Origin of the sequence: Phocaeicola vulgatus ATCC 8482, assembly GCF_000012825.1 — a bacterium.
In the GTDB taxonomy this organism is placed as follows: Bacteria; Bacteroidota; Bacteroidia; order Bacteroidales; family Bacteroidaceae; genus Phocaeicola; species Phocaeicola vulgatus.
This window is the reverse complement of sequence record NC_009614.1, coordinates 1,973,210-1,996,043: the sequence shown is the minus strand read 5'-3', so window position 1 is coordinate 1,996,043 and position 22,834 is coordinate 1,973,210. Positions and strand designations below refer to the sequence as shown.

Below are 22,834 nucleotides of genomic sequence, written 5' to 3'. Positions count from 1 at the left end.
TCATCCAAAGAACTTCGTAATGGCAAACAGCGGAATATTCTCCATCCAACCCTGATCTTGATAACCCATCATGGAGATGCGCAGTCCTTTCAACTGATAATCGGGATGTTTTTTAATATATTCCGACATGGAACGCGCACGTACATTCTCTTCGGCTTTCACTTCCACAGGTATCACGCGATGCTCCGTCTGTACCACAAAGTCAATCTCCGCAGGTGTTTTGTCACTGCTCCAATAATAGGGCGAAAAGCCTTGGGCCACTAATTGCTGCAAGACAAACTGTTCGGTAAAAGCGCCCTTGAACTCCTTGAATACATTATTTCCTACCAGCATTTGGCTGGCGGGCGCCTCGGTCATACAACCTAAAAGACCGCAATCAAGCAGGAATAATTTGAAGGCACCCAGATCTTCGTAAAATTTGACAGGCATCTGCAGCTCTTTTACCCGGCTGACTTTATGTACCAGACCTGCATCCATCAGCCACTGAATGGCGAGTTCATATTCCGTAGCTCTGGCTCCTTTCTTCAACACATTATAGATGAATTTCTTGTTCTCCCTGGCCAACTGCGAAGGCAAGGATTGCAGCACTTGTCCGATACGTATACTTTCAGTAGGTGTCGTATGCTTGGAGATGTCCCGCCGATAAGCATCCAGGATTTCAGTCTGTTTGTCACGTACTTCCTGCAAGTTTTGATGCTGAAAGAAACAATCCACCACTTCAGGCATGCCACCTACATAATAGTATTGGCGAAGCAAATCAACATATTTTAAACTGAGAATCTTTAAAATTTCCCAATCGGGCTGATGCAACAAATCGCACAAATCAGTTTCGCCGGCAGCCATCAGAAATTCTTCAAAATCCATCGGATATAGATGCATTACATTTACCTTACCCACTGGAAAGGACTGACCTTTCCCCAAAGTAATTCCCAACAAGGAGCCAGCCGCCATCACATGATATTCAGGCGCATTTTCCTGAAAATATTTCAAGCTATGCAATCCCCGTTCCACCTCCTGCAACTCATCGAATACAATCAACGTTTTTCCTGCTTCAATCTTCGTTCCTGTGATAGCCTGAAGTGTCAGCAAAATACGGGGGATGTTATAGTCGGCTGCAAATAACTCCTTGGCCAGTGGCTCGACATCACAGTTGATGTAGGCTACGTTCTCAAACTCAGTCAGACCAAAATGTTTCATCACCCAAGTTTTACCAACCTGACGAGCACCTAACAGTATCAAAGGTTTTCTCGCAGGATTATCTTTCCAAAGTTTCAACTGTTGTATAATCTTCCGTTTCATCGATTCCTTCAAAATAAGAATTATTCACTTGTTTCTTGCAAAGATACATTTTTTCGAGGATAGGAACCAATATATAACACACTTTTTCGATGATAATCCAAGGGAAATATTACATTTTTCAGAGGATAGCAAAGAATTTTTGATAGATATATCAGGTTAGCGGGTTAAAGTTTTTCCACCTTAGAATCAAGCAATGTTCCGCATTTCTATTTCTTACCTGCAAAGGTAGCCTTTTGCCCTTGATCGTGCAAGGCGGTCCTTCGGACCGGTTGGCTGAAAAAATCATCCTCGCTTCGCCGCGGTATTTTTTCGCCAAGCCTTGCACAATCAGGGCAAAAGACAAACGGATGCATGTAAGAAAAGAAATACCGGCTTTACCAAAGCCGGGCATGTTTAACCATAAAATAAAAAAGATCATGATTCAAACAAAAAACAAGTATTGCAAGGAAACATTCATCCGTTTGAACTACTGGTATGACCGGATACACGGGCTTGTCCGGGAAGACATAGAGAAAGTGAACACAATGGTGGAACACATCGAAAAAACACGTTCCAACCGATATCCCCGTACAGGTGACAGCCTGTTCTTTATTTCTGGATACGGTGAACGTTCCCGGCCGTTCTTCGTAGATGCCGTGTATGGAGATAACATTGTGCTCCGGAATTTCTCCCGTGTCCCATTCGTGTCCTGGGATAAGAAGGGCATCAAATGCGATATGCATGGCGGCGAGTGCGTGCTGATAAAGACCGGTGATGTAAGGTTCAAGACTTGGACTACCGGCCGTTTCAAGCACTGGGGACATTACGGGGCATGTGAAAACGGGGAAGTTTACTACGATGCGAAAGTAGCCCTGTGGGAATGTGGCGCACCTGAACAGCCGGAAAGTCAGGAATGGTTCAAAATCCATATCCGCAAAAACACCCGGTCGGGCGGGGATATGTACATCGGAGAAATATCCTGTAAGGATGAGGATGGACTCAAGCAGTTTGTCAATGACCATGAAGGTTTCATATTCGTAGAAGAGGATTCCCAGGAGATGGTCATACTATGTTTCAGGCATTCCGATATGAGGATTTCCCCGGAAGAGTGGGAAAAGATGAACTGTCCGGTATCCGTGCGTGAAATATACGGACAGATGCAGAAAGTAAAGATTGTAAAAGATCATAAAACACATCTGACCACATTCTACTATTAACACAGTATCGCCACATTAAAAATCACCCTGCTTCCTGCCACATGCGGCAGGATAAAAATAAGGATATATCATCAAACAGTCTTTTCAATACCTCTATTATATATGGAGCTGATTGTTTTTCCCGCACAGATATTCATTCAGATCCTTATATTCGGAATATTCATGCGAAAGATCGCATATACGGATTCCGTATTTGTCCTTTAATGCCTGCACCGCATTTTTTCCGGCGGTATCATTGTCCAGACAGCAACAGATGCCGTCATATCGTGAAAGGAAAGAAAAAGCCTTCTGTAAGTTACTGACAGAATTCAACACTATATAATCCCCCTCTTCCAAAGATGGAAAAGCCAGCCTGAAAGACAGAAAATCTATAAACCCCTCAAAAATATAGCAAATCCTGCTCTCCGGCGTGCTAATAATACAGGTGATGTCCTTGGGAGCGATACAAGCCTTGAAATACCTGTTCCTGATTTCGTACCCTCCGGAAATATTAGGGAAAGCGATGGCAAAATAATTCTTCCCGTTCCGATTAAAATGAGCCTCCTTGCATACTTTTCGGGCCGTTTCCGTATCAATGCACCTTTCCTCCAGATAGGTAAGCAGTATCCGGTTGGCAAGAGGAGTGATTTTCAAGTCCTGAAAGGCGGGATACGCTTTTTCAAAAGGGCAGGATACAGTAACCGGTTTCAAAACCGTCCTTTTATCCTCAATACACCGTAACACATGGCTTATGTCCTGTGTCCGATAAATCTCCTTGGCCAACGTTATAATATCCCCACCCCTTCCCAGTCCGAAGTCATACCACAGTTCCTTATGGAGGTCTACCTTGAAAGAGGCCTCCTTTTCCGTTCTGAAGGGCGATTTATACCATACGCTGTTCCCACGCTGCATTACCGGTTCATGTCCGAATCCGGCTAAAAAATCAACAAGCCTGATGTTCTTTGCTTCTTGCATGTTCATGACATATCTTTTTCATGAATTAATTCACGATTAACACATAGGACAAAGAACCGCTTTATACCCGAAACAGACAAAACAGTGTCATCAGATGGCATCAAAAGTCATCAGACGACAAGCAACCTAATATAAAAACATGTTACCATATGATTTATCATCTCCATTACTATTTGTGTGTTTTACATACACTCCTTAAATCATAAATCTGTTATACAAACTATAAACATTCCTCAAAAAGTTTGGCGACATTGGTGATATTTGATAATATATTAGGGAATTAGACGAAAAAATAGTAATTTTGCAAATCAATAATTATTGATTTATAGATGGCAAATGCAGACCAAATATTGTCTTTGATACGTAATCATCTGAATAACGATGATGCACAATTTAGAAAAGTTGCTCTCCAGATTTCTGCTGTAGAGGCAAAGAATGGTCATGCAGTATTAGCAAGAACCATCCAGGAGCTTTTAAGTCAAAGAAAAACATCTTTTAGTGCTTTAAAGCTTATTCCACGTAATAAAGATGTGGATGACTTATTGCTTCAAGTCGAGACATACGATTGCCTGAAAAATATGGTGACGGACAAAGCATTGAAAGAAAAGATAGAAAGAGTCATCAAAGAATTTACAAAGAGAGAAGAACTTAGGAAATATGGACTTGCCAACCGCCGCAAATTATTGCTCTATGGCGTACCTGGGACAGGCAAGACTATGACAGCAGGAGTATTGGCTAAAGAGTTGAATCTTCCTTTATTTATTGTGAGGACAGAGAAAGTCGTTACAAAATTCATGGGTGAGACAGGACAGAAACTTAGCCGTATCTTTGATTTTATAGATGAGGTTCCTGCAGTCTATCTTTTTGATGAATTCGATGCTATCGGTGCTCAGCGTGGAATGGAAAATGAAGTAGGTGAACAGCGCCGAATACTCAACACATTTCTTCAATTGTTGGAACGTGACTCATCAGACAGTTTCATTATTGCAGCGACAAATGCCATTGATTCGATAGACAAAGCGATGTTTCGACGTTTTGATGACGTTATTGAATATCGCTTGCCAGACTCCAGACAACGTATTCATCTGTTGCGTGAATATCTATATGCGGCTAAAGAACTTGATTATTCCATGGCAGCACCTCTGTTTGAAGGTATGAGCCATGCAGAGATAAAAATGGTATGTTCTGATATATTCAAAGAATCTTTGTTAAATGATGTGCCAATGAATATAGAATTGGTAAAGATGGTCGTTGACAAACGGAATCAACTTTGTCGTGAAATAAGTTGAATAAGGAGATAATATGCAAAAGGAACATTTTTTCTTAGGTAACCAAATAGCAGAACCCCGTTCTTTCACGCCAAGAGCAAAGGTTGTACCACCACCTGTTATTCCTGAAAGGAACAGACAAGAACATGCTGCATTTATCAAGGAAAGCTATAATGCAGTCGTTGAATCTGCCATCACGGCTCTTTCTGAAAGGGAAAAGTGTGGTTTACCGTCTGCGGATGGTGTGTATATAAACCTTGACATGTCTCCCAAATTGGTTCCCCAAAAGTTAGCCCAAAGTAGTGGAGCATCCATTCTGAAAATCTCTGAAGATAAAAGTGACGGAAATGTTGATGTAACCGTATATATCAAAAATGAGAAAAAAGATTGGCTGAGCAAGAAGGCAGACGAGTATGCCGATGAAAAGTATAATACGAAAACAGGCAAACCTAAAAATACAGGCTTGATTGAACCTATCAACGCCATTAAGCCGGCAGATATACATGCGCTCTATACATCTATAGAAGATTTCGACAAACTACCTGATAATAAGGCCTTTTTATTTGAGTTGTGGATAACTAAAACAAAGGAATATGACACAGTAAAATTATCAGATGTCTTGGATAAACTTGCTATCTTAAAAGCAGGTAAAAATCATTTGGATTTTGATGGAGTAGATGTTTGGATGATAAAAGCAACCAAACAACAGTTATGTGAATTACCGCTATCTATCGGTTATATAGAAGGAGTGCGTCCCTATCATCAGCCATCGATACTTATAAAAAATCGGAGCGAAAGTCGCGAGTGGAGTGAACTGATTGAAGGAGAAATCCAATTTGCGCTTGATAAAGACAGTACAAGAATAGGCTTGTTGGACTCAGGCGTCAACAATGCCCATAAACTGCTGGCACCTGCTCTTCCTAATGACAGAATGAAAAGTGCTATCAGCGTGCCGGATACAACAGACCACAGTGACCATGGTACAGGTATGGCCGGACTTATGCTTTATGGAGATTTGACGGATATAACTTATCGACATGGAGGTCCGATAATCATAGAACAGGACTTGGCTTCCGTGAAGATTGTAGAGAACGGTCATACAACAGATCCGGATTTCTATGGAGCGGTAATTGAAGATGCTATCTATCAGGCTCAGGCTATGGGGGCGTCTATACAATGTATGGCTGTAACTGATGGTACATCGTATGACGGAAAGTCAACGTCAAGTTCTGCGTCATTGGATGAAAGCATATACCATAATGGCAAGTGTGACCGCTTAGTGCTCGTTTCAGCGGGCAACATTGAGCCCCCTGAAGTAGATGCCACAAATTATCTGGAGTCCTGCAAAGCCAATGCTGTACAAAGTCCGGCTCAAGCATGGAACGCATTAACAGTCGGAGCATATACGGAGAAAACGATAGTAACAGATGAAAGCTACAAGGCACTGGCAGCTCCAGGGAATCTGTCACCCATGTCAAGAAGTTCGTGGAGTTGGAGAAATGGTTGCAATAAGCCTGAAATAGTCATGGAAGGAGGTAATATAGCCTATCATCCTGTTTTTCAAACAACGACACATCCTGATTTAAGTTTGATTACTACCTGCCAAGATTTGGCGGAATCATTGGAACAGTTCCATGCTACAAGTGCGGCTACAGCATTAGCGACACGTCTTGCGGCAAAAATAAAAACAGCAACACCAACTCTTTCCATGTTGTCTGTTCGTGGCATGATGGTACATTCTGCCAAATGGACACCGGAAATGATACGTATCGGTAATATCAAGGATATTATACCTTTATGCGGCTATGGTGTTCCTGATGAAGAGACGGCCTTATTCAGTAATGAAAAATATGCAACGTTTATATTTGAAAATGAGTTAATACCCTATTGGGAAAAAGATGGTTCAAACACCTATAATCAATTGCACTTTTATGATTTGCCTTGGCCAACAGAGGTGCTGGAACAAATGGGAGAAGAAAATGTAAAAATAAGAATCACACTATCTTATTATGTAAAGCCGTCTCCTGGATATGCGGGAAGAAGCAACAAGTATCGTTATCCATCTGCTACGCTGCATTTCGACTTGAAAAGTGCAAGCGAGAGTATGGAAGAGTTTCTTTGCAGAAGAAATAAAAGTGAAGGAGAAAAGAGAACTGACAATGATACTAACAGATGGACCATCAAACAACAACGAAGAGAACAAGGTACTGTACAATCTGACTGGATCGAATGTACGGCCGCTGAATTGGCTTCTTGTGGGCAGATAATTGTTTATCCAGGCCAAGGATGGTGGAAAGAAAGGAAATTAGCTAATGTTGATAATGTTATCAAATATTCACTTATCGTATCAATAGAGACAACGAAAACTGAAATTTACGATGCCGTAGAAACGGCTATCAGTAATAGAATAGGAGTACAAATAATGCAAGAAGTATAGGAAATAAAGAAAAAATCTAATAAGCACTTGATTATTAATAAAGCATATACGGAAACACAACGTCTTTATTTACATCAGATACAAATTACTGTTTCAATGACACTGTAGGCAGAGACTATAGATATAAACAGCATCGTTGACAAAAACAGGCAAAAAAATATGCATTAGTTTGCAGAAATCGAACCTTTTATTTATCTTTGCAACGTCAAAGAGATAAAGATTACAAGATTAGTCAAGAAAAACGATGAATTTAGTGTGATGCTAATTCAATGGCTTTCATAAAAGATAAAGTAATAAATGTACAGTCACTCAAGGAGTTAGAATAAGCCGAAGCAAAAGGTTCGATTTCTGGTGGCACCACTTTGAAGAAAAAAAGGCAGTAAAATCCTGATTTCCAAACGGAATCAGGATTTTTTGTTTTCTCACAAAACGCAAATACAACAATATAGACTGGATGACGAGGTATACGAGCTTAGGGATCAGGAACAATGAACATCCTGTTCTTCATTCTGAAGACAAAACTTCTCCTGAAACGGGTATTCGGAAAAGAGACGGAAATGCGTACCCTGCTCGGTACAATGAACGAAGAAATAGAAAAAATGAAAAAGGCAGTAAACATAGATTATGCGCCTGTAACTTTAGACAAGTCGGACAAGAAAGTAGGTTTATCATTTTTATAGACGATATGTTTGGAAAGGAATAAACCGCTGATAATTTCCATTATATCAATCAGATTTGTTTTGTCTGCCAAATAAAGAGGGGAAAAAGGTTGTTTGTTAAAGTGTGATTTGAATTGCTCCGGGTACTTGATACGCCATTCCACAAGGCGTATTTCATTGTTCAGTAGCCCAATCGCTTCATCAATGGGATACAAATAAGGCATTTTTTTCTTGCTCAAACCGTACATGATACGATTTAAGTCTATGTAATCCGAATGAAAAATAGCGTAATAAAACGCTATTATCCTGTTCGCTGATACTGAAATCAGCCAAATGAATAGCCAATTCCTCAATAGCTTCCATAAACTCTGATACCGAAAACTTTACGTTGTGAGCATTCCGATAATAATCGAAAGAAACTCAAATCTGATATTTTGTTCATACAATAGAAATACTAAATGTTTTTTTATTAAGCACATATATTTGTCATCCCATTAAATAGCATTCAAGTGAAGCTATTGAATAAAAAACATTCCCAGCATTGTGAGCTTCTAATTTTTGTGCATCTAAGCAAGAAGTTATCCATGAAGCAGATAAACATCGTATTCCAACTTCCCTACAAGACACAATATCTGAAACTGTATCACCTATATATATCATTTCATCCGGTTGTAATTTATAATCTGCGAGCAGTTCCCTAAAATTCTCTGCTTTATTATTTTTGAAAGGATTTCCAGTTTTTACTTTATCAAAACACGTGTCCATATTAAATTGACGTAATGTTATCGCACAGCTCTTTTCTCCTTTTCCTGTAACCAAAGCAATAAGAATAGATTTCTTTTTTAACTTCTCAATCAGTTCTGTTATACCGTCGAAAGGACGAGGGCACATTATATGCATTTGTTCGTATATCACGTAGAAGTCATCCAAAGCATTTTCCCAATTATAACCAACAAGTTTTTTTATCATCCCTTTTTCATTTAGTCCAAAAGTTTCTAAAATATCATTTTCGGATACATCATTAAGAGTAACATAGGGAGTTACTGCCTTTTTTAAGGCTTTGAGGCACATGGGAATTGTATCTCCGATTGTACCGTCTAAGTCAAAGGCTACTAATTTAATCATAACCTTACATTTGATTGATTTTCCGTATCACCCGGCAAGGATTTCCTACCGCCAAGCTATTTGCCGGAATATCTTTGGTTACAACACTTCCTGCACCAATCACACATTTTTGCCCTATTGTCACTCCCGGTAAAATAATTACTCCACCGCCAATCCAGCAGCCATCCTCTATCATGACAGGGAGGGCAAAAGTTCGACGGACATACTTACAGCCATCCGGGGTTTCTGTCAATACAAGTCGTTCATTAAACTCTACCGGGTGAGTTGCCGTATAGATTTGTACATTAGGTGCTACCAGCACATTGTTCCCTATGGTAATCTTATTGCAATCGACAAATGTACAACCAGTATTTACGGTGACATTATCACCGATATGTATATTGCATCCATAATCACATATAAACGAATGACCGACAGAAACATTTGCGCCTATACTTCCAAACATTTCCTTTAGTACGGCATATTTTTCAGTCTTTTGTTCATACGGCAAAGAATTATATTTCATCAACAAGTGATGAGCTTTACTTTTCAAATCCATAAAAAACGGGTCGTGGCAATCATACCATTCACCTGCCAAACATTTTTCCATTTCAGTTTTCATAAGCTATAATTTTAAATATATTGCAAAGTTATACCGATTTTTCGGCTAATTTTAGGTATTATTTTTCGTTATTTTGGTATTAATCCGTTTTTTAGGGCTATATTTATGGCATGAAAAGAGAAAACCTACATCAACCATTCGAAATTAGTTTTAGCGAGCTTGCCGAATCCTTGCTAAAAGAGCATGAACATACCTTTTTTGAATTAGTATATATTCTTTCAGGAACAGGCATCCAATGGATTAACAACAATATGTTTCCTTATCATGACGGACATTTGTTTATGATTACTCCCGGAGATACGCATTCTTTCGAAATCCATACAACAACTAAGTTTGTCGACATCAAGTTTAACGACATATATATACATTCTTCTGTTTTCGGTGCTGAAAATATCCAAAGACTGGAGTTTATTCTTCAACATGCTAATCATCAACCCGGTTGTATACTAAGAAATAAAGTAGATAAGCTATTGGTGAAACCCATGATTGAAGCGATTATCAGGGAATATATTAACCGAAATTTATACAGCAAGGAGATTATAACACAAATAATTAATACGATTATTATTGTGGTAGCACGCAATATCGCAATGTTCTTGCCTGAACAGGTGGATGAATGCTCTGAGGACAAATCGCTTGACATATTGCAGTATATTCAAGCAAACATCTATAAAACAGGTAAAATCAGAGCAAAAGATATAAGCCAACATTTTGGCATTTCGGAGAATTATTTAGGACGATATATCAAAAAACATACTAATGAAACTATGCAGCAATACATTTTAAACTACAAACTAAAGTTAGTAGAAAATAGATTATTACATAGTCAAATGAGAATTTGTGAAATCGTTGAAGAATTGGGATTTACCGATGAGAGCCATCTTAATAAGTTTTTCAAAAAGTATAGAGGATGCAGCCCCTCTAATTTCAGAAAGAACAATTTGAAGTAAACCATATATATATCCTTGTTTTTAGAGTTATTAAAACAATAGAAATGACTATTTTTGCATTATATTTATAGATGTCTATGACAAATACAGAAACCATACAATCACTTATCGATAGCGGAGAAGGCTATAATGTAGAGTTTAAAGTTCGTGTACCTTCAAAAGTTCGTGAACTAACAGAGGAAATTTGCGCTTTCGCTAATGCTGACGGAGGATATTTGCTTATCGGCGTAGATGATAACGGACAGATTATTGGTACAGGTTTGGAAAATGACAAACGTTCAGCCATTCAAGGCTCTATCAGTGAAATATCTCCAGCTCTCCATTGTGATATGTATGCGGTAAATATCGAGGATAAGACAGTTTGGGTAATTGATGTTCCATCAGGGAAAGATAAACCTTATATATTTTCCGGTTCTATCTTTGTGCGTGAGGGAGCAAACTCACAGAAACTTCGTACTGTCGAAGAAATGCGCAGTTTCTTTCAGGAATGCAACAAAATATTTTTTGATGCTATCCCTTGTTCGTGGTTCAACATTTACACAGATGCAGATGAACAAGCGATAAAAGACTTTCGCACGGAAGCAAAGCTAAGTCCATCGACTGCCAACAAACAGATATTTGAGAATTTGGAACTGTTTACGGATAACGGAGTAGCCAAGAATGGAACAGCCATGTTCTTTGGGAAACAACCTGAACGAAAGTTTCCACACGCAGTAACAAGATGTGTCCTTTTCAAAGGAACAACCAAAGTATATATCATTGATGATAAAACCTTTGGCGGTCCACTATACCAACAATATTTGCAGGCTATGGCATGGCTAGAAAGTAAACTGCAAGTAGCTTATAAAATTGAGGGAGCAGGACCAAGAGAAGAAATTTGGGAAATTCCTCTTACTGTGTTTAAAGAAGCCATTATTAACGCTCTCTCACATCGTGATTATTACGAACAGGGAGCAACCATTACAATAGAAATGTTTGATGACCGGGTAGAGGTTTCTAATCCCGGAGGGCTTTTGCCTATCGTAGCTAAAGATTTCGGACACAAGAGCATGACACGCAACCCATTAATCTTTGGATTGTTTACCCGTATGCATTTGGTTGAAAGGGTGGCATCCGGCATTCCCCGTATGCAAGAAGCTATGAAAGAAGCCAATCTTCCTGAGCCTGATTTTCATACGGACGGGATGTTTACGGTTATATTCAAAAGAGGTATCAGTATCAAGAATGATACTGTAAATGATACTGTAAATGATACTGTAAATGATACTGTAAATAGCAAGGAGAAAGAAGTTTTAAAGATAATCCAGAAATATCCTGGACTCAATTCGTCCAAGATTGCAGAATTAATAAAGAAAAGTATTCCAACAGCAAAACGCCACTTAAATTCTTTAGTTAAATCAGGTTTAATTGAGTTTAGGGGGGCACAAAAAACGGGGGGGTATTATATTATAAATCAACAGTAAGCTACATTATCATAGCATTATTAATCAATATAACTGTTTGGCATATGAATACTGATGAAACAATCAATAAAGAGGAGTTGACTTTGCAAAACACTCCTAAAGCAGTAAATTATCTTATAAATGAAATTGCTGAAATGAGAGTTTTACTTGAACATATAGAGTCACAATTAGGTTTAGGGGTTGATAAGCACAGACCTATAAATATTGAAAAAGCATGTCAAATTCTAAATCAAACTAAAAATGGCATCAATAAAATGGTCAGAAGCCGAACCATACCTCATTATATACAAGGAAACAAAGTTTATTTCTTTGAGGACGAATTAATTAAATGGGTTGAGAAGGGACGTGTTGCTACTCTACAAGAAAAATATACATCAAAGAGAAACTACTAATACTCAATCAGTATGGAACTGACACGCAAAGAATTATATGACTTAGTATGGTCTGAGCCAATGACAACCATATGTAAACGTTTTGGTCTTTCAGATAATGGTTTAAGAAAACGCTGTAAATCGATGAATATACCCACACCACCTTTGGGGTATTGGGCAAAACTGAAATATGGTAAGCAAGTCACACCTCTACCGTTCCAACAAGAGGAAACAAACGCAACTCAATCAACAACACTTCAAGAAGCCAAAGAACCTAAAGTAGAAATGGAGAAATCCGTAAATCCATACAAGCAACGTGAACTGGAAATTTGCAGTGGTGATATTTCATGCTTTAAGGTTCCAGAAGTCTTATATGCTAAAAATCCTCTAATAATCGACACAAAAGAAAAATTCAGACAGCGATCAGAAAATCAATATTTAAAGAAAAATCCCTATAAAAGTAAAATAAGAGAAACGTTAGACCTCTATGTTTCTGAGAATATGCTAGATAGAGCACTATCTATTTTTGATACAATTATAAAAGGCTTAATTTTTAGAGGACATAGTATTAAATGCAAAGACAATCAGACCTATGCCATTGTTGATGGTGAGGAAATTCAAATAAGATTAACTGAAAGAAAAAAGCAAAATCCTAATAGCAGTAATCGCTGTGATAACAATAATAATATCTTTTCTGGCGAATTACAGTTTTATATTTATCATAGTTCGAGCTTTCATAGCCCAACACTAGTTCATGATACGGCTTATACTAAAATCGAAGATAAAATAATTAGTATAGTAGCATACCTAGAGATTGAAGCAGATAATAGAAAGACAGAACGTATTGAAGCAGAAGAGAGAGAAAAGCGACGTAAAGAAGAAGAACGAAAAAGAGAAGAATTCGAAGAAGAGAAAAGAAAAGAGCTAGAAGACTTTAAAGACCTATTATACTCTGCTGAACGTTTTCGAAAAACTAATATTTTAAGAGAATATATTAATGCATTTGAGAACCATGCAATTGAAGATGGTGAAACTGATGATGAACTGCTAGCAAAGATACAATGGGCTAGAGAGAAAGCTGATTGGCTTAATCCTTTCATAGCTAAAAAGGACAATTATCTCAATTCTTATGATATGGATCGAATATTACAGGCTGCTGTTCCAGAACGAAGCTATCGCAATTCAGGGTACTCTTTTTGGACTAAACCTTATTGGAAGAAAAAACGATAACCGTATTCAAATTATGAAGAGCAAAATATTGCTTTCATATAATAATACTTATCTTTGCATTCAGAAATCGTACCCAAGATACAAACTTGTGTTGAACGGTGCAAAGCTGTGAAAACCTTATTCAAGGGACTTACATCGTAGCAAAGATACAACTTACTGAAAGATAGTGTCATAACAACCCGTTTTCGGTTGCTGGTAGCACCACCTTAAAGAAAAAAAGACAGTAAGAAGGTGTGTCGTAATACACGATGCGCCTTCTTTTTTTCATTGACTATAAAAATCGACTCATTTTTTTAAGCTGCGATATTTTGAGGATTTCTTTGATTTATGCGTTCGCAACATCTAAATAGAACAACTGTAAGCTCATAAAACGGTCTAATCAGCCAATCCATACCTTCTTTAGTCATTTTTGCACACATCTTTTTTATATTGAAGGCAATGGCAAAGAAGGCAAAGTCCATGAAGACCTTATCCTTTCCAAAATGGCGGAAACGTTTGTAATTCATATTGTTTTTCATTTGTCCGAACACGGCTTCCGGTTCTATGCATCTCTGTCCTCTGTGTTTCAGCCCTTCCTCTGAGCAGAGCAACTCTTTGGCTTTTTGCTTGTATTTTCTGAGTCTGTGATTCAACTCTATCGTTCTGTTCCCCTTTGCTTTAAAACATCGGCATCTTAGCGGACAGCCTTCACATCTGATGGCTCTGTACCTGGCATTTTCGCTGACATATCCGGATGCTGTTTTCACATGTCTAGTCCCTATCCTTTGCATCTTCTGTCCCATGGGGCAGATACAAAAGTCTTGTTCTTCATTGTAGTAGAAGTTTTCCGCCTTGAACGGGTCCGGTTTGAATCTCGGCCGCTGTTCCATGTGGAAGTAGTTGTACTTGACGTAGGCTTCCATACCGTTTTCTGACATGAAGCGGTAATTCTCCTCAGAACCGTAGCCGGAATCGGCAACCACCGTATGGGCCAGCCTGTCATATCTGCTTGAGAAGGATTGCAGGAAAGGTATCAGGGTCAGTGTATCCGTAGGGTTCGGGAAGAGTGCAAAGTCGGTAATGAACTGGTTCCCGGTGCCGATCTGGAGGTTGTAACCGGGCTTTGTCTGGCCGTTACGCATGGCATCCTCCTTCATTCTCATGAAAGTAGCGTCATTGTCCGTTTTGGAATAGGAATTCCTGTCCTGCAGCGTGTCCAGACGGTTGTCGTATTCCTGTAGCTTGTCCCTGTGCTCTTCCAACTCCTTCAGCTGTTTGCGTTTCTTTTTCAACGCAGTCTTTTCCTCTTTCGTGGAGGGTTCAGGAACCTGTTCGAGTGCTTGACGCAATTCTCCTGCCATTTCAGTCAGCATGGCCGGAGTGAACTCAATCTCCTCATTGCTTTCCGATGAGTTCTCCTGGGCGATGACATTGTCTATCTGCCCTAGCAGGATATGTATCTTCTTCATCAGGCGTTCACGGTTCCGCTCAACCGTTTTCCGCCAGACGAAAGTATACTTATTGGCTTTGGACTCAATCTTTGTCCCGTCAATGTATTCCACATTCAAGCTGATGAAGCCTTTGGAAGAGAGAAGGAGTACGGTTTGGGTAAACACCTCGTTGATTTCATTCTTCACCCGGTTGCGGAAACGGTTGATGGTAATGAAATCCGGTTTCTCATATCCGGCAAGCCAGATATAATGGATGTCACGGTGAAGGAGCTTTTCGATTTTCCGGCAGGAGTAGATGTTGTTCATATAGGCATACAGAATGACCTTGAGCATCATCCTGGGATGGTAAGGGCTGCGCCCGCATTCCTTATACAACTTCCTGAAACTTTCAAGGGTCAGGCTCTCAACCAGAGCGTCAACCATCCGAACTGGATCATGCTCTGCAATATCCTCGTCAATTCTTGGAGGAAAAAGCACTGTTTGGTTGGGATTGTAAGGACGAAAATGTATCTTTGTCATAGTATAAAATGTTATGCTTAAAGATACAAAATCTTTAGGTAATAACAAAGCCCCTGCTTGTGAAAGTCGGGGCTTTGTGCATAAAAAAAGAAGGTGCGCATTTTGACACACCTTCTTTATTTTCTCACAAAACGCAAAATACAGCAATATAGACTGGATGACGAGGTATACGAGCTTTCCGCTCAATTGTAACTTTATCCACTTCTGACCTGCCTCCATATTTGATTAAGTCTTGGAGCAAAACTACTCCTTCCCGATATAAATCCCAATTTGATACATATTAAAAAACACTTTATACTTGAAGCATAAAGCTGGATGAATTCATCTTTATAGAGTTCCCGAACATCTTCGGGAGCATCATCAAGAGTATAAGCAGAAAGATTCTTACGCAAAGATTCCATATACCTGCCCACATCTTTTCCTGCGTATAGCTAGCAGGATTTAGTTTGAAAATATTTTCTCCGCTAAATGCAAGAAAGCGGTTCTGAAGTTGTTTATCATTCACACATTCTTTCTTTATAAACTCGTCAAATCACCTCTAAGCTTCTACTACAACAAGTCTATTTTAGGCTGCAATATTCTCAAACTTATATAATATACATCTTAATCATCGACGAACGGCAAAAAGTTCAGCTTCAGTTTCCCAAGTACCATCCGGACGTTTTACCATACGTTGCCAACGGAATGAAGTCGTTGTAATTTCTGAAAACACCCACTGTATATTCTTCTCATTAATTTCCGTCTGAACAATCCTGTTTCCTTCTCTTTTTCCTTCCAGTTGTGTAGCCCCTCCTAATTCCGTATATAAAATATCCCATGCCTCTGTATTAGGATTATACATACGTACCGCAGTCGCATAAGCTGCATCCGGTTGATAATCTTTAATCCGTGCCTTACGCGAAGGGCAAATAAACACATCTTGAATTGCAGTCCCTTCCAGCACCCAAGCGAATATCCACTCTCCCTGAACATGTCTTTCGCCTGTTGTACCTTGGTTATCAACCCATTCAAAATCCCATTCACCGACAAACTGTCCATACAGGTTATCTTTTTCCGGTATCAAATTGCTTTTCCCTTTTGACACTAATACATTTATAAATTCTCCCATACTTTATTTACTGACTCTAGATTAGACAAATATAAGATTTATAATTAATAATCACTAATATTAAAGCAATTATCTGTATGCAATATCCATGTCGAAAGCAAACAGATGCATAGTATAAAATACTGGCTTCCCTACTCCCAAACAGATTTTTTATATTACACCCCAAAAACATTTCATTTACAAACTTATTGCAAAAAAAGTATTTGGCCATTAAATCTCAATTATTCAAGAAAGAAGTACCGATAAAAAGTCTTTTTTCCCTATATTTGCTAGGCTGAAAAAAATGTCATTAACTCAATTAATATGAAAAAACTATCGTTTATTATTGTATTTGTATTCCTGTCCATTCTTTTTGTACAGGCACAGCAAGCAAAGTATGTATTTTATTTCATCGGAGATGGAATGGGTGTTAACCAAGTTTTAGGAACAGAGATGTATCGTGGAGAGTTGGAAGGCAAAATTGGTGTGACTCCGTTATTATTCACCCAATTTCCTTATGCAACCATAGCCACTACTTTCTCGGCAACCAACGGAGTGACAGATTCGGCCGCTGCAGGAACAGCACTTGCTACGGGAAACAAAACAAAAAATGGCGCATTAGGTGTGAAAAAGGATCTGGAAACCAAAGTTAACAGTGTTGCTTCTTGGGCAAAAAATAAAGGTTGCCGTGTAGGTATCAGTACCAGTGTCAGCGTAGACCATGCCACACCGGCTGCTTTTTACGCACACCAAGGACAAAGAAGCAGCTATTACAACGTGGGTCTGGATTTGATTGATGCCAACTTCGATTTCTATGCAGGATCAGACTTTTTAGATCCCACCAACAAAAAAGCCGCCGGTTCAAATTCAGAAAGTCTGTACACACTGGTGGACAAAGCCGGATATACCATAGCCCGTGGCTACAAGGACTATCAGAAAAAAGCAAAAAAATCGGACAAACTGATTCTCTTACAACCTGCGACAGCAACAGACAATAGTGCTATCCCCTATGCTATCGATCGAAAAAAAGGCGATATGACTTTAACTGAAATCACCCGTGCCGGAATCAATTTCCTGTCTAAAGATCTATCAAAAGGGTTCTTCCTGATGGTTGAAGGAGGTAAAATAGACTGGGCTTGCCACAGCAACGACGCCGCTACCGTATTCCACGAAGTGATGGATATGGACAATGCCATAAAAGTTGCTTACGAATTCTATGAACAACATCCCGATGAAACCCTGATTGTAGTAACAGCCGACCACGAAACCGGAGGAATCGTTTTAGGAAAAGGTCCGTATACTTTGAACCTGCAAGCTTTAAAATCACAAAAAGTAAGTGAAAGCGGATATACTAAAATTGTAAACGAATTAAGAAAAAAATACAAGAATCAAGTACCTTGGGAAGTTATCAAGCAATCATTGAAGGATAATTTCGGATTTTGGGATAGTATTCAATTGAATGAAAAGCAAGAAGCATCCCTGAAGAAAGTATATGATGAATCATTTAGCGGTAAAGAGATAGATTTGACCAAAAGTGAATATCAACAAGACGAACCTTTGGCAGCTGAGGCCAAAAGAATTCTGGATGACATCGCTCTGGTAGGTTGGACCAGTGGTGGGCACTCTGGAGGTTATGTACCCGTATTCGCTATCGGAGCCGGCGCCCAACTATTCCAAGGTCGCATTGACAATACCGAAATTCCGGTAAAAATAGCAGAAGCTGCTGGTTATCCCAACAATTAATCAGGGATATTCAGTAAATGTCTCTAAAAAATAAGATGGCATATGAAGATGATAGGGCATGACCATTTCATATGCCATTCTTATTGTCATTTTTCCGTGCTTTCTCACATACTTCTATCCGACAGGACATGACGTTCCGGAAGAAGTCTGATGACCTCTTCTGATTCTGTGAGTAAAATCATATCATGCTGCTTTAGCTGTTTTGTTTCTGATTTTTTCTATCATCAGTATGGCATTTGCCGTATGTATTCCAAAGAAAATCCACAGTATTTCCGTCTTCCTGTTTCTGGCCTTTATCCTTGAGAGCGAGTAATGTTGCTTTTGAGTGCCGAAGCTTCCTTCAAGCCGTGTTGCCCTTTCTTTTGAGAGTTCGCTTCTAAGCACCTTCCTCAAAGGCTCATCTTTGGCCGCCCTTCCCTTGCGCACAAAGGATGTGGATATCCCATATTTTGTACAGAACTTTCTGTTGGCATTATTGGCATATATGGAATCGGCAGCCACACATCTTACCCTTACATTCATAAGCTTCTGCTGCATACGGATACAGTCCTTCAAGCGTATACCCTCATTGAATGCCTTGAACGAGAGGTGTTCGATGAACGATATGCCGTCTATCTGTATATTATTGACCTTTGCACCGAACTCGACGGACTTGGTTTCCTTGCCTCTGACGATGGGACGTACATAATGACGGTCAATGCTGACGATGCGGTCACTGACTTTCCGCCCTTCAAACATTTCCTTTTCTTGTACAAGCACCTTTCTGATGATGGAAAGACGCTTATGATAATCCTGGGTATATCGGAGTAAAGCACCGTACTCGCTATGGATCCCATCCCTTTGACTGAGGAGCTTTTCAAGAAGCTTGATCATACGGCGCTTAAGCATTCTTGTCCTTGAAGCTCTCCTCTTTCTTTTCTTGCAGTAGGACAGATAGGATTCCGCCACATTCCTGTATTTGTTGCGCGGACGCCTTATGCCCAACTCCCTGCAATGCCGGCATATATGCCTGTAGAGCCATTCGAGGCTTTCCCAAAGGAGTTTCATGTCCGTAGGAAAACGCATGTGGCTTTCATAGCATGTGGCATCGGTCATGCAGACGTGAAGGTTATCAAGATAAGGTTTCCAGTGTGAAGCCAGGAGCTCCTGGAAAGAATCAATGTCAAGGCGGGATGCTATCTCATTACGGATGGCACTGACTATCTTGAAGTTGGTTATGGGAAGGGACGGGGGAATCATAATTCCACAGAAAATCTGGTAGTGTATGTTCCCGTTCAGATGTTCCACCAGTTGCCTGTCGGAGAATCCGGTGTATGCCTTCAGGACCATAAGGGCGATCTTTGCGGAAGGACTGAATCTGTTCCTGCGTCCCAGGCGCCGGTCCGACAGGCCGGCGGCTTTTGCCATACATTCAAACGGAAAGACCGAATGAAGCTTGCCAAGCTCACTCTCATTAAAACTCTTGCGGTATTTTTCCAGAATATCAAATTCTGTAAAACCCAAAGTAGGGTGAATTTCTGAAATATTCACTATCTTTGCCATATCTTATTAGTTTGGATATTTCCCCCGTTTTGGCCGTCAAATCTTATTTTCGGGGGAATACCTAAAGATACAAAAAAGCCAACTAATTCGCAATACTTTGTGTATGAATTAGTTGGCTGATTTTGTAATATTTAATGAATGTCCCTAATCAAAAGCAAGATAGTGCGACAAACGTTCCAAGTCTTTCTCAGTGAATTCCTCATACAAGGATAACTGGGAAAGACTTTTTAATTTTCCCTTTTTCCTCCTATATTCTATAATTACCTTTGCCTGATAAAAATTCATATAAGGATGAGAGCGAAGTTTGTCAAGCCCGGCCTTATTGGCATTTATCCGATGAATTGGTGCATTTCCGAGTTTAAACCATCTCAACATATCCTCATCTACATAGTTCACTTCCTTCAATTGAGCCATATCATAAAAACCTCCCAAACGTTTCCGGTAAGCCACAATCATGCGTGCAATGCCACTGCCTATTCCCGGAATCTTTTTCAACTCGGTAGTGTCCGCTTCATTCAAATCGACTAAAGTTCCTTCCGGATATTTATAAACCGCCAACGTATCTTTCTCCGCCTTTTTGATAAAGTGCAATGTATCCTGTTTCCGCCGAAAAGCCTCTGATATCTGGATATAAGGTTTTAACATATTAAATTTCTCGGACGACAAGCCATAAACACGAGAGAAATCATCCGCTGTCCTGAATTTACCGCCGGCTCTCCGGTATTGCAAAATAGTATGTGCAATAAAAGGAGGCAATCCACGTTGCAAAAATTCGATGGAATCGGCTGAATTTGGATCAAAAGCAGCCAATACCACCTCTCTTCTTTTAGGCTTATCATAGGAATATCGCAGAGATTCCTTCTCCTCCATCTCATGTACTCCGGCCAGAAAGTTTTTTATTTCTTCTATCCCCTCTTGATCCTGTTCCAAAGACTCTTCCTTTACTGGAAACAGAACCCATATACACATAAATATGAAAAGCAAAGTCAACAAAAAAAGTATAGCTCTTCGTTCGCTTTTCGAAAAATAGAAGAAGTCTTTCCACATTACAATTCTAAATTAGCCCTAATTCATTGATAAAAATCAAAATGATAGCCACAGGTGCCACGTATCTCAACAAGAAGATATACAGATTGAAAAGACCTGCTTTCAGTTTTCCCCCATTGGTCAATTCTTCATAAGAAACGGAACGTTTCAAATACCATCCTACAAAGATACATACCAGCAAGCCACCCAAAGGAAGCATTATTTTTGCAGTGACAAAATCAAGTAAGTCAAAGAATCCCTTATCAAACAGCGTATATTTCTGCATAACTCCCAATGACAAGGAAGAAATGACTCCAATTATAATGCACCCGAAAGTGACCAATCTAGCAGCACGGCCACGAGTTAAATTGAATTCCTCGTGCAGAAAAGCCGTCACCACTTCATGTAGAGAAATAGTAGAAGTCAATGCAGCCAAAGCCAACAAGACATAGAACATCACCGAGAAAATATAAGCTAATATCGGCACACCGCTAAAAGCTTGCTGAAAAACATTAGGCAATGTAATAAAAATTAATGATGGTCCCGCATCCGGCTGGATACCTACAGAAAAGGCCGCCGGAAAAATAATCAATCCGGCCAAGACAGCCACAAAAGTATCAATCACACCGACACTCAGAGCCGTATTTCCCAGTTTGGTTTCTTTCCCAAAATAAGAAGCATAGGTTGAAAGACATCCCATTCCCAAACTCAAGGAAAAGAACGCCTGCCCCATAGCCCCTAAGAAAACATCTCCGTTCACTTTACTGAAATCAGGCTTCAGCAGAAACTCCAAACCTTTTTCCGCATTGGGAAGCGACAATGAGCACCCCACCAAAACTACTATCAGTACAAACAAAACAGGCATCAGCACCTTCGAAGATTTCTCTATTCCATCTTTCACTCCCTTTACTATAACAAAATGGGTGGCCAATAAAAAGATGACCAGCCAGATAAGCGGACGAACAGGGTCCTTCGAAAAACTCTGGAAAGCAACCACAAAATCTTCCGGCTTCTTATCTGCAAAACCATTCATTCCCGCTTCCAATATATATTCCAAAGTCCATCCTGCCACTACCGAATAATATCCTAGAATAAGAAAACCGGCCAAAACCCCCAAATATCCCAACCACTTCCAATGAGTTCCGGGTGCCAAAACCTTATAAGCACGTCCCGTACTTGCTTTTGAATGACGACCTACTGTGAATTCGGCAATCATAATAGGCATTCCCAACATAAAAACACACGCCAAGTATACTAAGATAAATGCCGCACCTCCATGATTTCCCGTTTCATAGGGAAACCTCCATATATTACCAAGTCCTACAGCCGAACCTGCCGCCGCCAGAACAGCCCCAATCTTACTTCCGAAATTTACTCTTTCGCTTTTTTGCATAAAAAACTATCAAATTATTATAAATCAACACTGGTTAGCCTGCAAAAGTATAAAATTAATCGTACTTTTGCGACGAATCACAAAAAAATTAAAGTATGCTATATTATTTTAGAAAATATCCAGTATCCTTGATCATTGTAGCTATCATCTTTTATCTTTCCTTTTTCACTCCTCCTAAAACAGATGTGGAAGAAATCCCCTACATAGACAAAATAGTGCATATATGCATGTATGGAGGACTCTGTTTCATTTTATGGATAGAATACCTGAGGAATCATAAGGCCATCAATTGGAATCATGTAATATGGGGAGGCATCATAGCTCCTGTAGCTATGAGCGGGTGTATCGAACTGATGCAAGCTTATTGCACAGATACCCGCAGCGGTGACTGGCTGGATTTTCTGGCAAACAGCATTGGAGTCGGACTAGCCGCCTTAATAGGATATTACTTACTTCGCCCCCTTATATGGCGTAAATCCTAAAAAGAAACGCCGACGATTCTTCGCGAACAGTCGGCGTGATGATAAAAGTCAAAGTTATA

Annotated in this window: 18 protein-coding genes and 2 pseudogenes; 9 read left to right on the top strand and 11 right to left on the bottom strand. The window is 39.6% G+C overall.

What is annotated here, in order from left to right; genetic code table 11:
* The gene (locus BVU_RS07640; RefSeq protein ID WP_005636793.1) at positions 1-1,299 is read right to left on the bottom strand and encodes an ATP-binding protein; all 1,299 of its coding nucleotides are present in this window, start codon (positions 1,297-1,299) and stop codon (positions 1-3) included.
* Between the two features lie 416 nt (positions 1,300-1,715).
* Here BVU_RS07640 and BVU_RS07630 point away from each other — a divergent pair, with 416 nt between their 5' ends.
* Positions 1,716-2,495, top strand: a complete 780-nt coding sequence (locus BVU_RS07630; RefSeq protein WP_032558345.1) for a DUF4121 family protein — start codon at positions 1,716-1,718, stop codon at positions 2,493-2,495.
* A 96-nt stretch (positions 2,496-2,591) separates the two neighbouring features.
* On the opposite strand, the gene BVU_RS07625 is transcribed toward BVU_RS07630, so the two are convergent.
* Positions 2,592-3,455, bottom strand: a complete 864-nt coding sequence (locus tag BVU_RS07625; RefSeq protein WP_005636787.1) for a toprim domain-containing protein — start codon at positions 3,453-3,455, stop codon at positions 2,592-2,594.
* 323 nt (positions 3,456-3,778) lie between these two features.
* Here BVU_RS07625 and BVU_RS07620 point away from each other — a divergent pair, with 323 nt between their 5' ends.
* The gene (locus tag BVU_RS07620; RefSeq protein ID WP_005636785.1) at positions 3,779-4,738 is read left to right on the top strand and encodes an AAA family ATPase; all 960 of its coding nucleotides are present in this window, start codon (positions 3,779-3,781) and stop codon (positions 4,736-4,738) included.
* Between the two features lie 13 nt (positions 4,739-4,751).
* Complete coding sequence (locus BVU_RS07615; RefSeq protein ID WP_005636783.1) at positions 4,752-7,154, top strand: S8 family peptidase; 2,403 nt, start codon at positions 4,752-4,754, stop codon at positions 7,152-7,154.
* A gap of 637 nt (positions 7,155-7,791) precedes the next feature.
* Here BVU_RS07615 and BVU_RS07610 read toward each other — a convergent pair.
* The 4 genes and pseudogenes from BVU_RS07610 to BVU_RS07600 form a co-directional block, all read right to left on the bottom strand.
* Positions 7,792-8,061, bottom strand: a pseudogene (locus tag BVU_RS07610) (hypothetical protein); the annotation flags it as partial.
* A pseudogene (locus tag BVU_RS22705) lies at positions 8,015-8,255 on the bottom strand (hypothetical protein). The pseudogenes BVU_RS22705 and BVU_RS07610, both read right to left, overlap by 47 nt.
* A gap of 44 nt (positions 8,256-8,299) precedes the next feature.
* Positions 8,300-8,938 carry an HAD family hydrolase gene (locus BVU_RS07605; protein ID WP_005845042.1) on the bottom strand — a complete coding sequence of 213 codons (639 nt, stop codon included), beginning with the start codon at positions 8,936-8,938 and terminating at the stop codon, positions 8,300-8,302.
* 4 nt (positions 8,939-8,942) lie between these two features.
* Complete coding sequence (locus BVU_RS07600) at positions 8,943-9,539, bottom strand: sugar O-acetyltransferase (protein WP_005845040.1); 597 nt, start codon at positions 9,537-9,539, stop codon at positions 8,943-8,945.
* 110 nt (positions 9,540-9,649) lie between these two features.
* On the opposite strand from BVU_RS07600, the gene BVU_RS07595 reads away from it, so the two are divergent.
* From BVU_RS07595 to BVU_RS07580, 4 genes are all read left to right on the top strand, one after another.
* The gene (locus BVU_RS07595; protein WP_005845038.1) at positions 9,650-10,489 is read left to right on the top strand and encodes an AraC family transcriptional regulator; all 840 of its coding nucleotides are present in this window, start codon (positions 9,650-9,652) and stop codon (positions 10,487-10,489) included.
* A gap of 77 nt (positions 10,490-10,566) precedes the next feature.
* Positions 10,567-11,952 carry an AlbA family DNA-binding domain-containing protein gene (locus BVU_RS07590; protein ID WP_011965209.1) on the top strand — a complete coding sequence of 462 codons (1,386 nt, stop codon included), beginning with the start codon at positions 10,567-10,569 and terminating at the stop codon, positions 11,950-11,952.
* A gap of 44 nt (positions 11,953-11,996) precedes the next feature.
* The gene (locus BVU_RS07585) at positions 11,997-12,344 is read left to right on the top strand and encodes a helix-turn-helix domain-containing protein (protein ID WP_005845035.1); all 348 of its coding nucleotides are present in this window, start codon (positions 11,997-11,999) and stop codon (positions 12,342-12,344) included.
* Positions 12,345-12,356: 12 nt separating this feature from the next.
* Positions 12,357-13,553 (top strand): hypothetical protein, encoded by a 1,197-nt coding sequence (locus BVU_RS07580; protein WP_011965208.1) that lies wholly within the window; start codon positions 12,357-12,359, stop codon positions 13,551-13,553.
* 293 nt (positions 13,554-13,846) lie between these two features.
* On the opposite strand, the gene BVU_RS07575 is transcribed toward BVU_RS07580, so the two are convergent.
* Positions 13,847-15,502 carry an IS1182 family transposase gene (locus BVU_RS07575; RefSeq protein ID WP_011965207.1) on the bottom strand — a complete coding sequence of 552 codons (1,656 nt, stop codon included), beginning with the start codon at positions 15,500-15,502 and terminating at the stop codon, positions 13,847-13,849.
* A gap of 607 nt (positions 15,503-16,109) precedes the next feature.
* Complete coding sequence (locus tag BVU_RS07565; protein WP_005845508.1) at positions 16,110-16,610, bottom strand: hypothetical protein; 501 nt, start codon at positions 16,608-16,610, stop codon at positions 16,110-16,112.
* 303 nt (positions 16,611-16,913) lie between these two features.
* On the opposite strand from BVU_RS07565, the gene BVU_RS07560 reads away from it, so the two are divergent.
* On the top strand, positions 16,914-18,332 hold the full coding sequence (locus BVU_RS07560; protein WP_005845506.1) for an alkaline phosphatase: 1,419 nt from the start codon (positions 16,914-16,916) through the stop codon (positions 18,330-18,332).
* A 183-nt stretch (positions 18,333-18,515) separates the two neighbouring features.
* Here BVU_RS07560 and BVU_RS07555 read toward each other — a convergent pair whose 3' ends face one another.
* From BVU_RS07555 to BVU_RS07545, 3 genes are all read right to left on the bottom strand, one after another.
* The gene (locus BVU_RS07555; protein ID WP_008667781.1) at positions 18,516-19,874 is read right to left on the bottom strand and encodes a transposase; all 1,359 of its coding nucleotides are present in this window, start codon (positions 19,872-19,874) and stop codon (positions 18,516-18,518) included.
* Positions 19,875-20,018: 144 nt separating this feature from the next.
* A complete protein-coding gene (locus BVU_RS07550; protein ID WP_005849503.1) occupies positions 20,019-20,921 on the bottom strand; it encodes a ComEA family DNA-binding protein in 903 nt (300 codons plus the stop codon).
* A gap of 7 nt (positions 20,922-20,928) precedes the next feature.
* Positions 20,929-22,293, bottom strand: coding sequence for a sodium-dependent transporter (locus BVU_RS07545; protein ID WP_008668319.1), 1,365 nt, complete (start codon positions 22,291-22,293; stop codon positions 20,929-20,931).
* Between the two features lie 95 nt (positions 22,294-22,388).
* Between BVU_RS07545 and BVU_RS07540 the strand changes: the two genes are divergently transcribed.
* Positions 22,389-22,775: a VanZ family protein gene (locus BVU_RS07540; protein ID WP_005845500.1), complete on the top strand. Its 387-nt coding sequence runs from the start codon at positions 22,389-22,391 to the stop codon at positions 22,773-22,775.
* The last annotated feature ends 59 nt before the right edge of the window (positions 22,776-22,834 follow it).

Bases quoted from the DNA above. Each gene is read 5' to 3' on its own strand.
- BVU_RS07575 (WP_011965207.1), bottom strand. From the start codon at position 15,502: ATGACAAAGATACATTTTCGTCCTTACAATCCCAACCAAACAGTGCTT.
- BVU_RS07555 (WP_008667781.1), bottom strand. From the start codon at position 19,874: ATGGCAAAGATAGTGAATATTTCAGAAATTCACCCTACTTTGGGTTTT.
- BVU_RS07595 (WP_005845038.1), top strand. From the start codon at position 9,650: ATGAAAAGAGAAAACCTACATCAACCATTCGAAATTAGTTTTAGCGAG.
- BVU_RS07565 (WP_005845508.1), bottom strand. From the start codon at position 16,610: ATGGGAGAATTTATAAATGTATTAGTGTCAAAAGGGAAAAGCAATTTG.
- BVU_RS07550 (WP_005849503.1), bottom strand. From the start codon at position 20,921: ATGTGGAAAGACTTCTTCTATTTTTCGAAAAGCGAACGAAGAGCTATA.
- BVU_RS07605 (WP_005845042.1), bottom strand. From the start codon at position 8,938: ATGATTAAATTAGTAGCCTTTGACTTAGACGGTACAATCGGAGATACA.
- BVU_RS07615 (WP_005636783.1), top strand. From the start codon at position 4,752: ATGCAAAAGGAACATTTTTTCTTAGGTAACCAAATAGCAGAACCCCGT.
- BVU_RS07630 (WP_032558345.1), top strand. From the start codon at position 1,716: ATGATTCAAACAAAAAACAAGTATTGCAAGGAAACATTCATCCGTTTG.
- BVU_RS07560 (WP_005845506.1), top strand. From the start codon at position 16,914: ATGAAAAAACTATCGTTTATTATTGTATTTGTATTCCTGTCCATTCTT.
- BVU_RS07625 (WP_005636787.1), bottom strand. From the start codon at position 3,455: ATGAACATGCAAGAAGCAAAGAACATCAGGCTTGTTGATTTTTTAGCC.
- BVU_RS07620 (WP_005636785.1), top strand. From the start codon at position 3,779: ATGGCAAATGCAGACCAAATATTGTCTTTGATACGTAATCATCTGAAT.
- BVU_RS07585 (WP_005845035.1), top strand. From the start codon at position 11,997: ATGAATACTGATGAAACAATCAATAAAGAGGAGTTGACTTTGCAAAAC.
- BVU_RS07600 (WP_005845040.1), bottom strand. From the start codon at position 9,539: ATGAAAACTGAAATGGAAAAATGTTTGGCAGGTGAATGGTATGATTGC.
- BVU_RS07545 (WP_008668319.1), bottom strand. From the start codon at position 22,293: ATGCAAAAAAGCGAAAGAGTAAATTTCGGAAGTAAGATTGGGGCTGTT.
- BVU_RS07590 (WP_011965209.1), top strand. From the start codon at position 10,567: ATGACAAATACAGAAACCATACAATCACTTATCGATAGCGGAGAAGGC.
- BVU_RS07540 (WP_005845500.1), top strand. From the start codon at position 22,389: ATGCTATATTATTTTAGAAAATATCCAGTATCCTTGATCATTGTAGCT.
- BVU_RS07580 (WP_011965208.1), top strand. From the start codon at position 12,357: ATGGAACTGACACGCAAAGAATTATATGACTTAGTATGGTCTGAGCCA.
- BVU_RS07640 (WP_005636793.1), bottom strand. From the start codon at position 1,299: ATGAAACGGAAGATTATACAACAGTTGAAACTTTGGAAAGATAATCCT.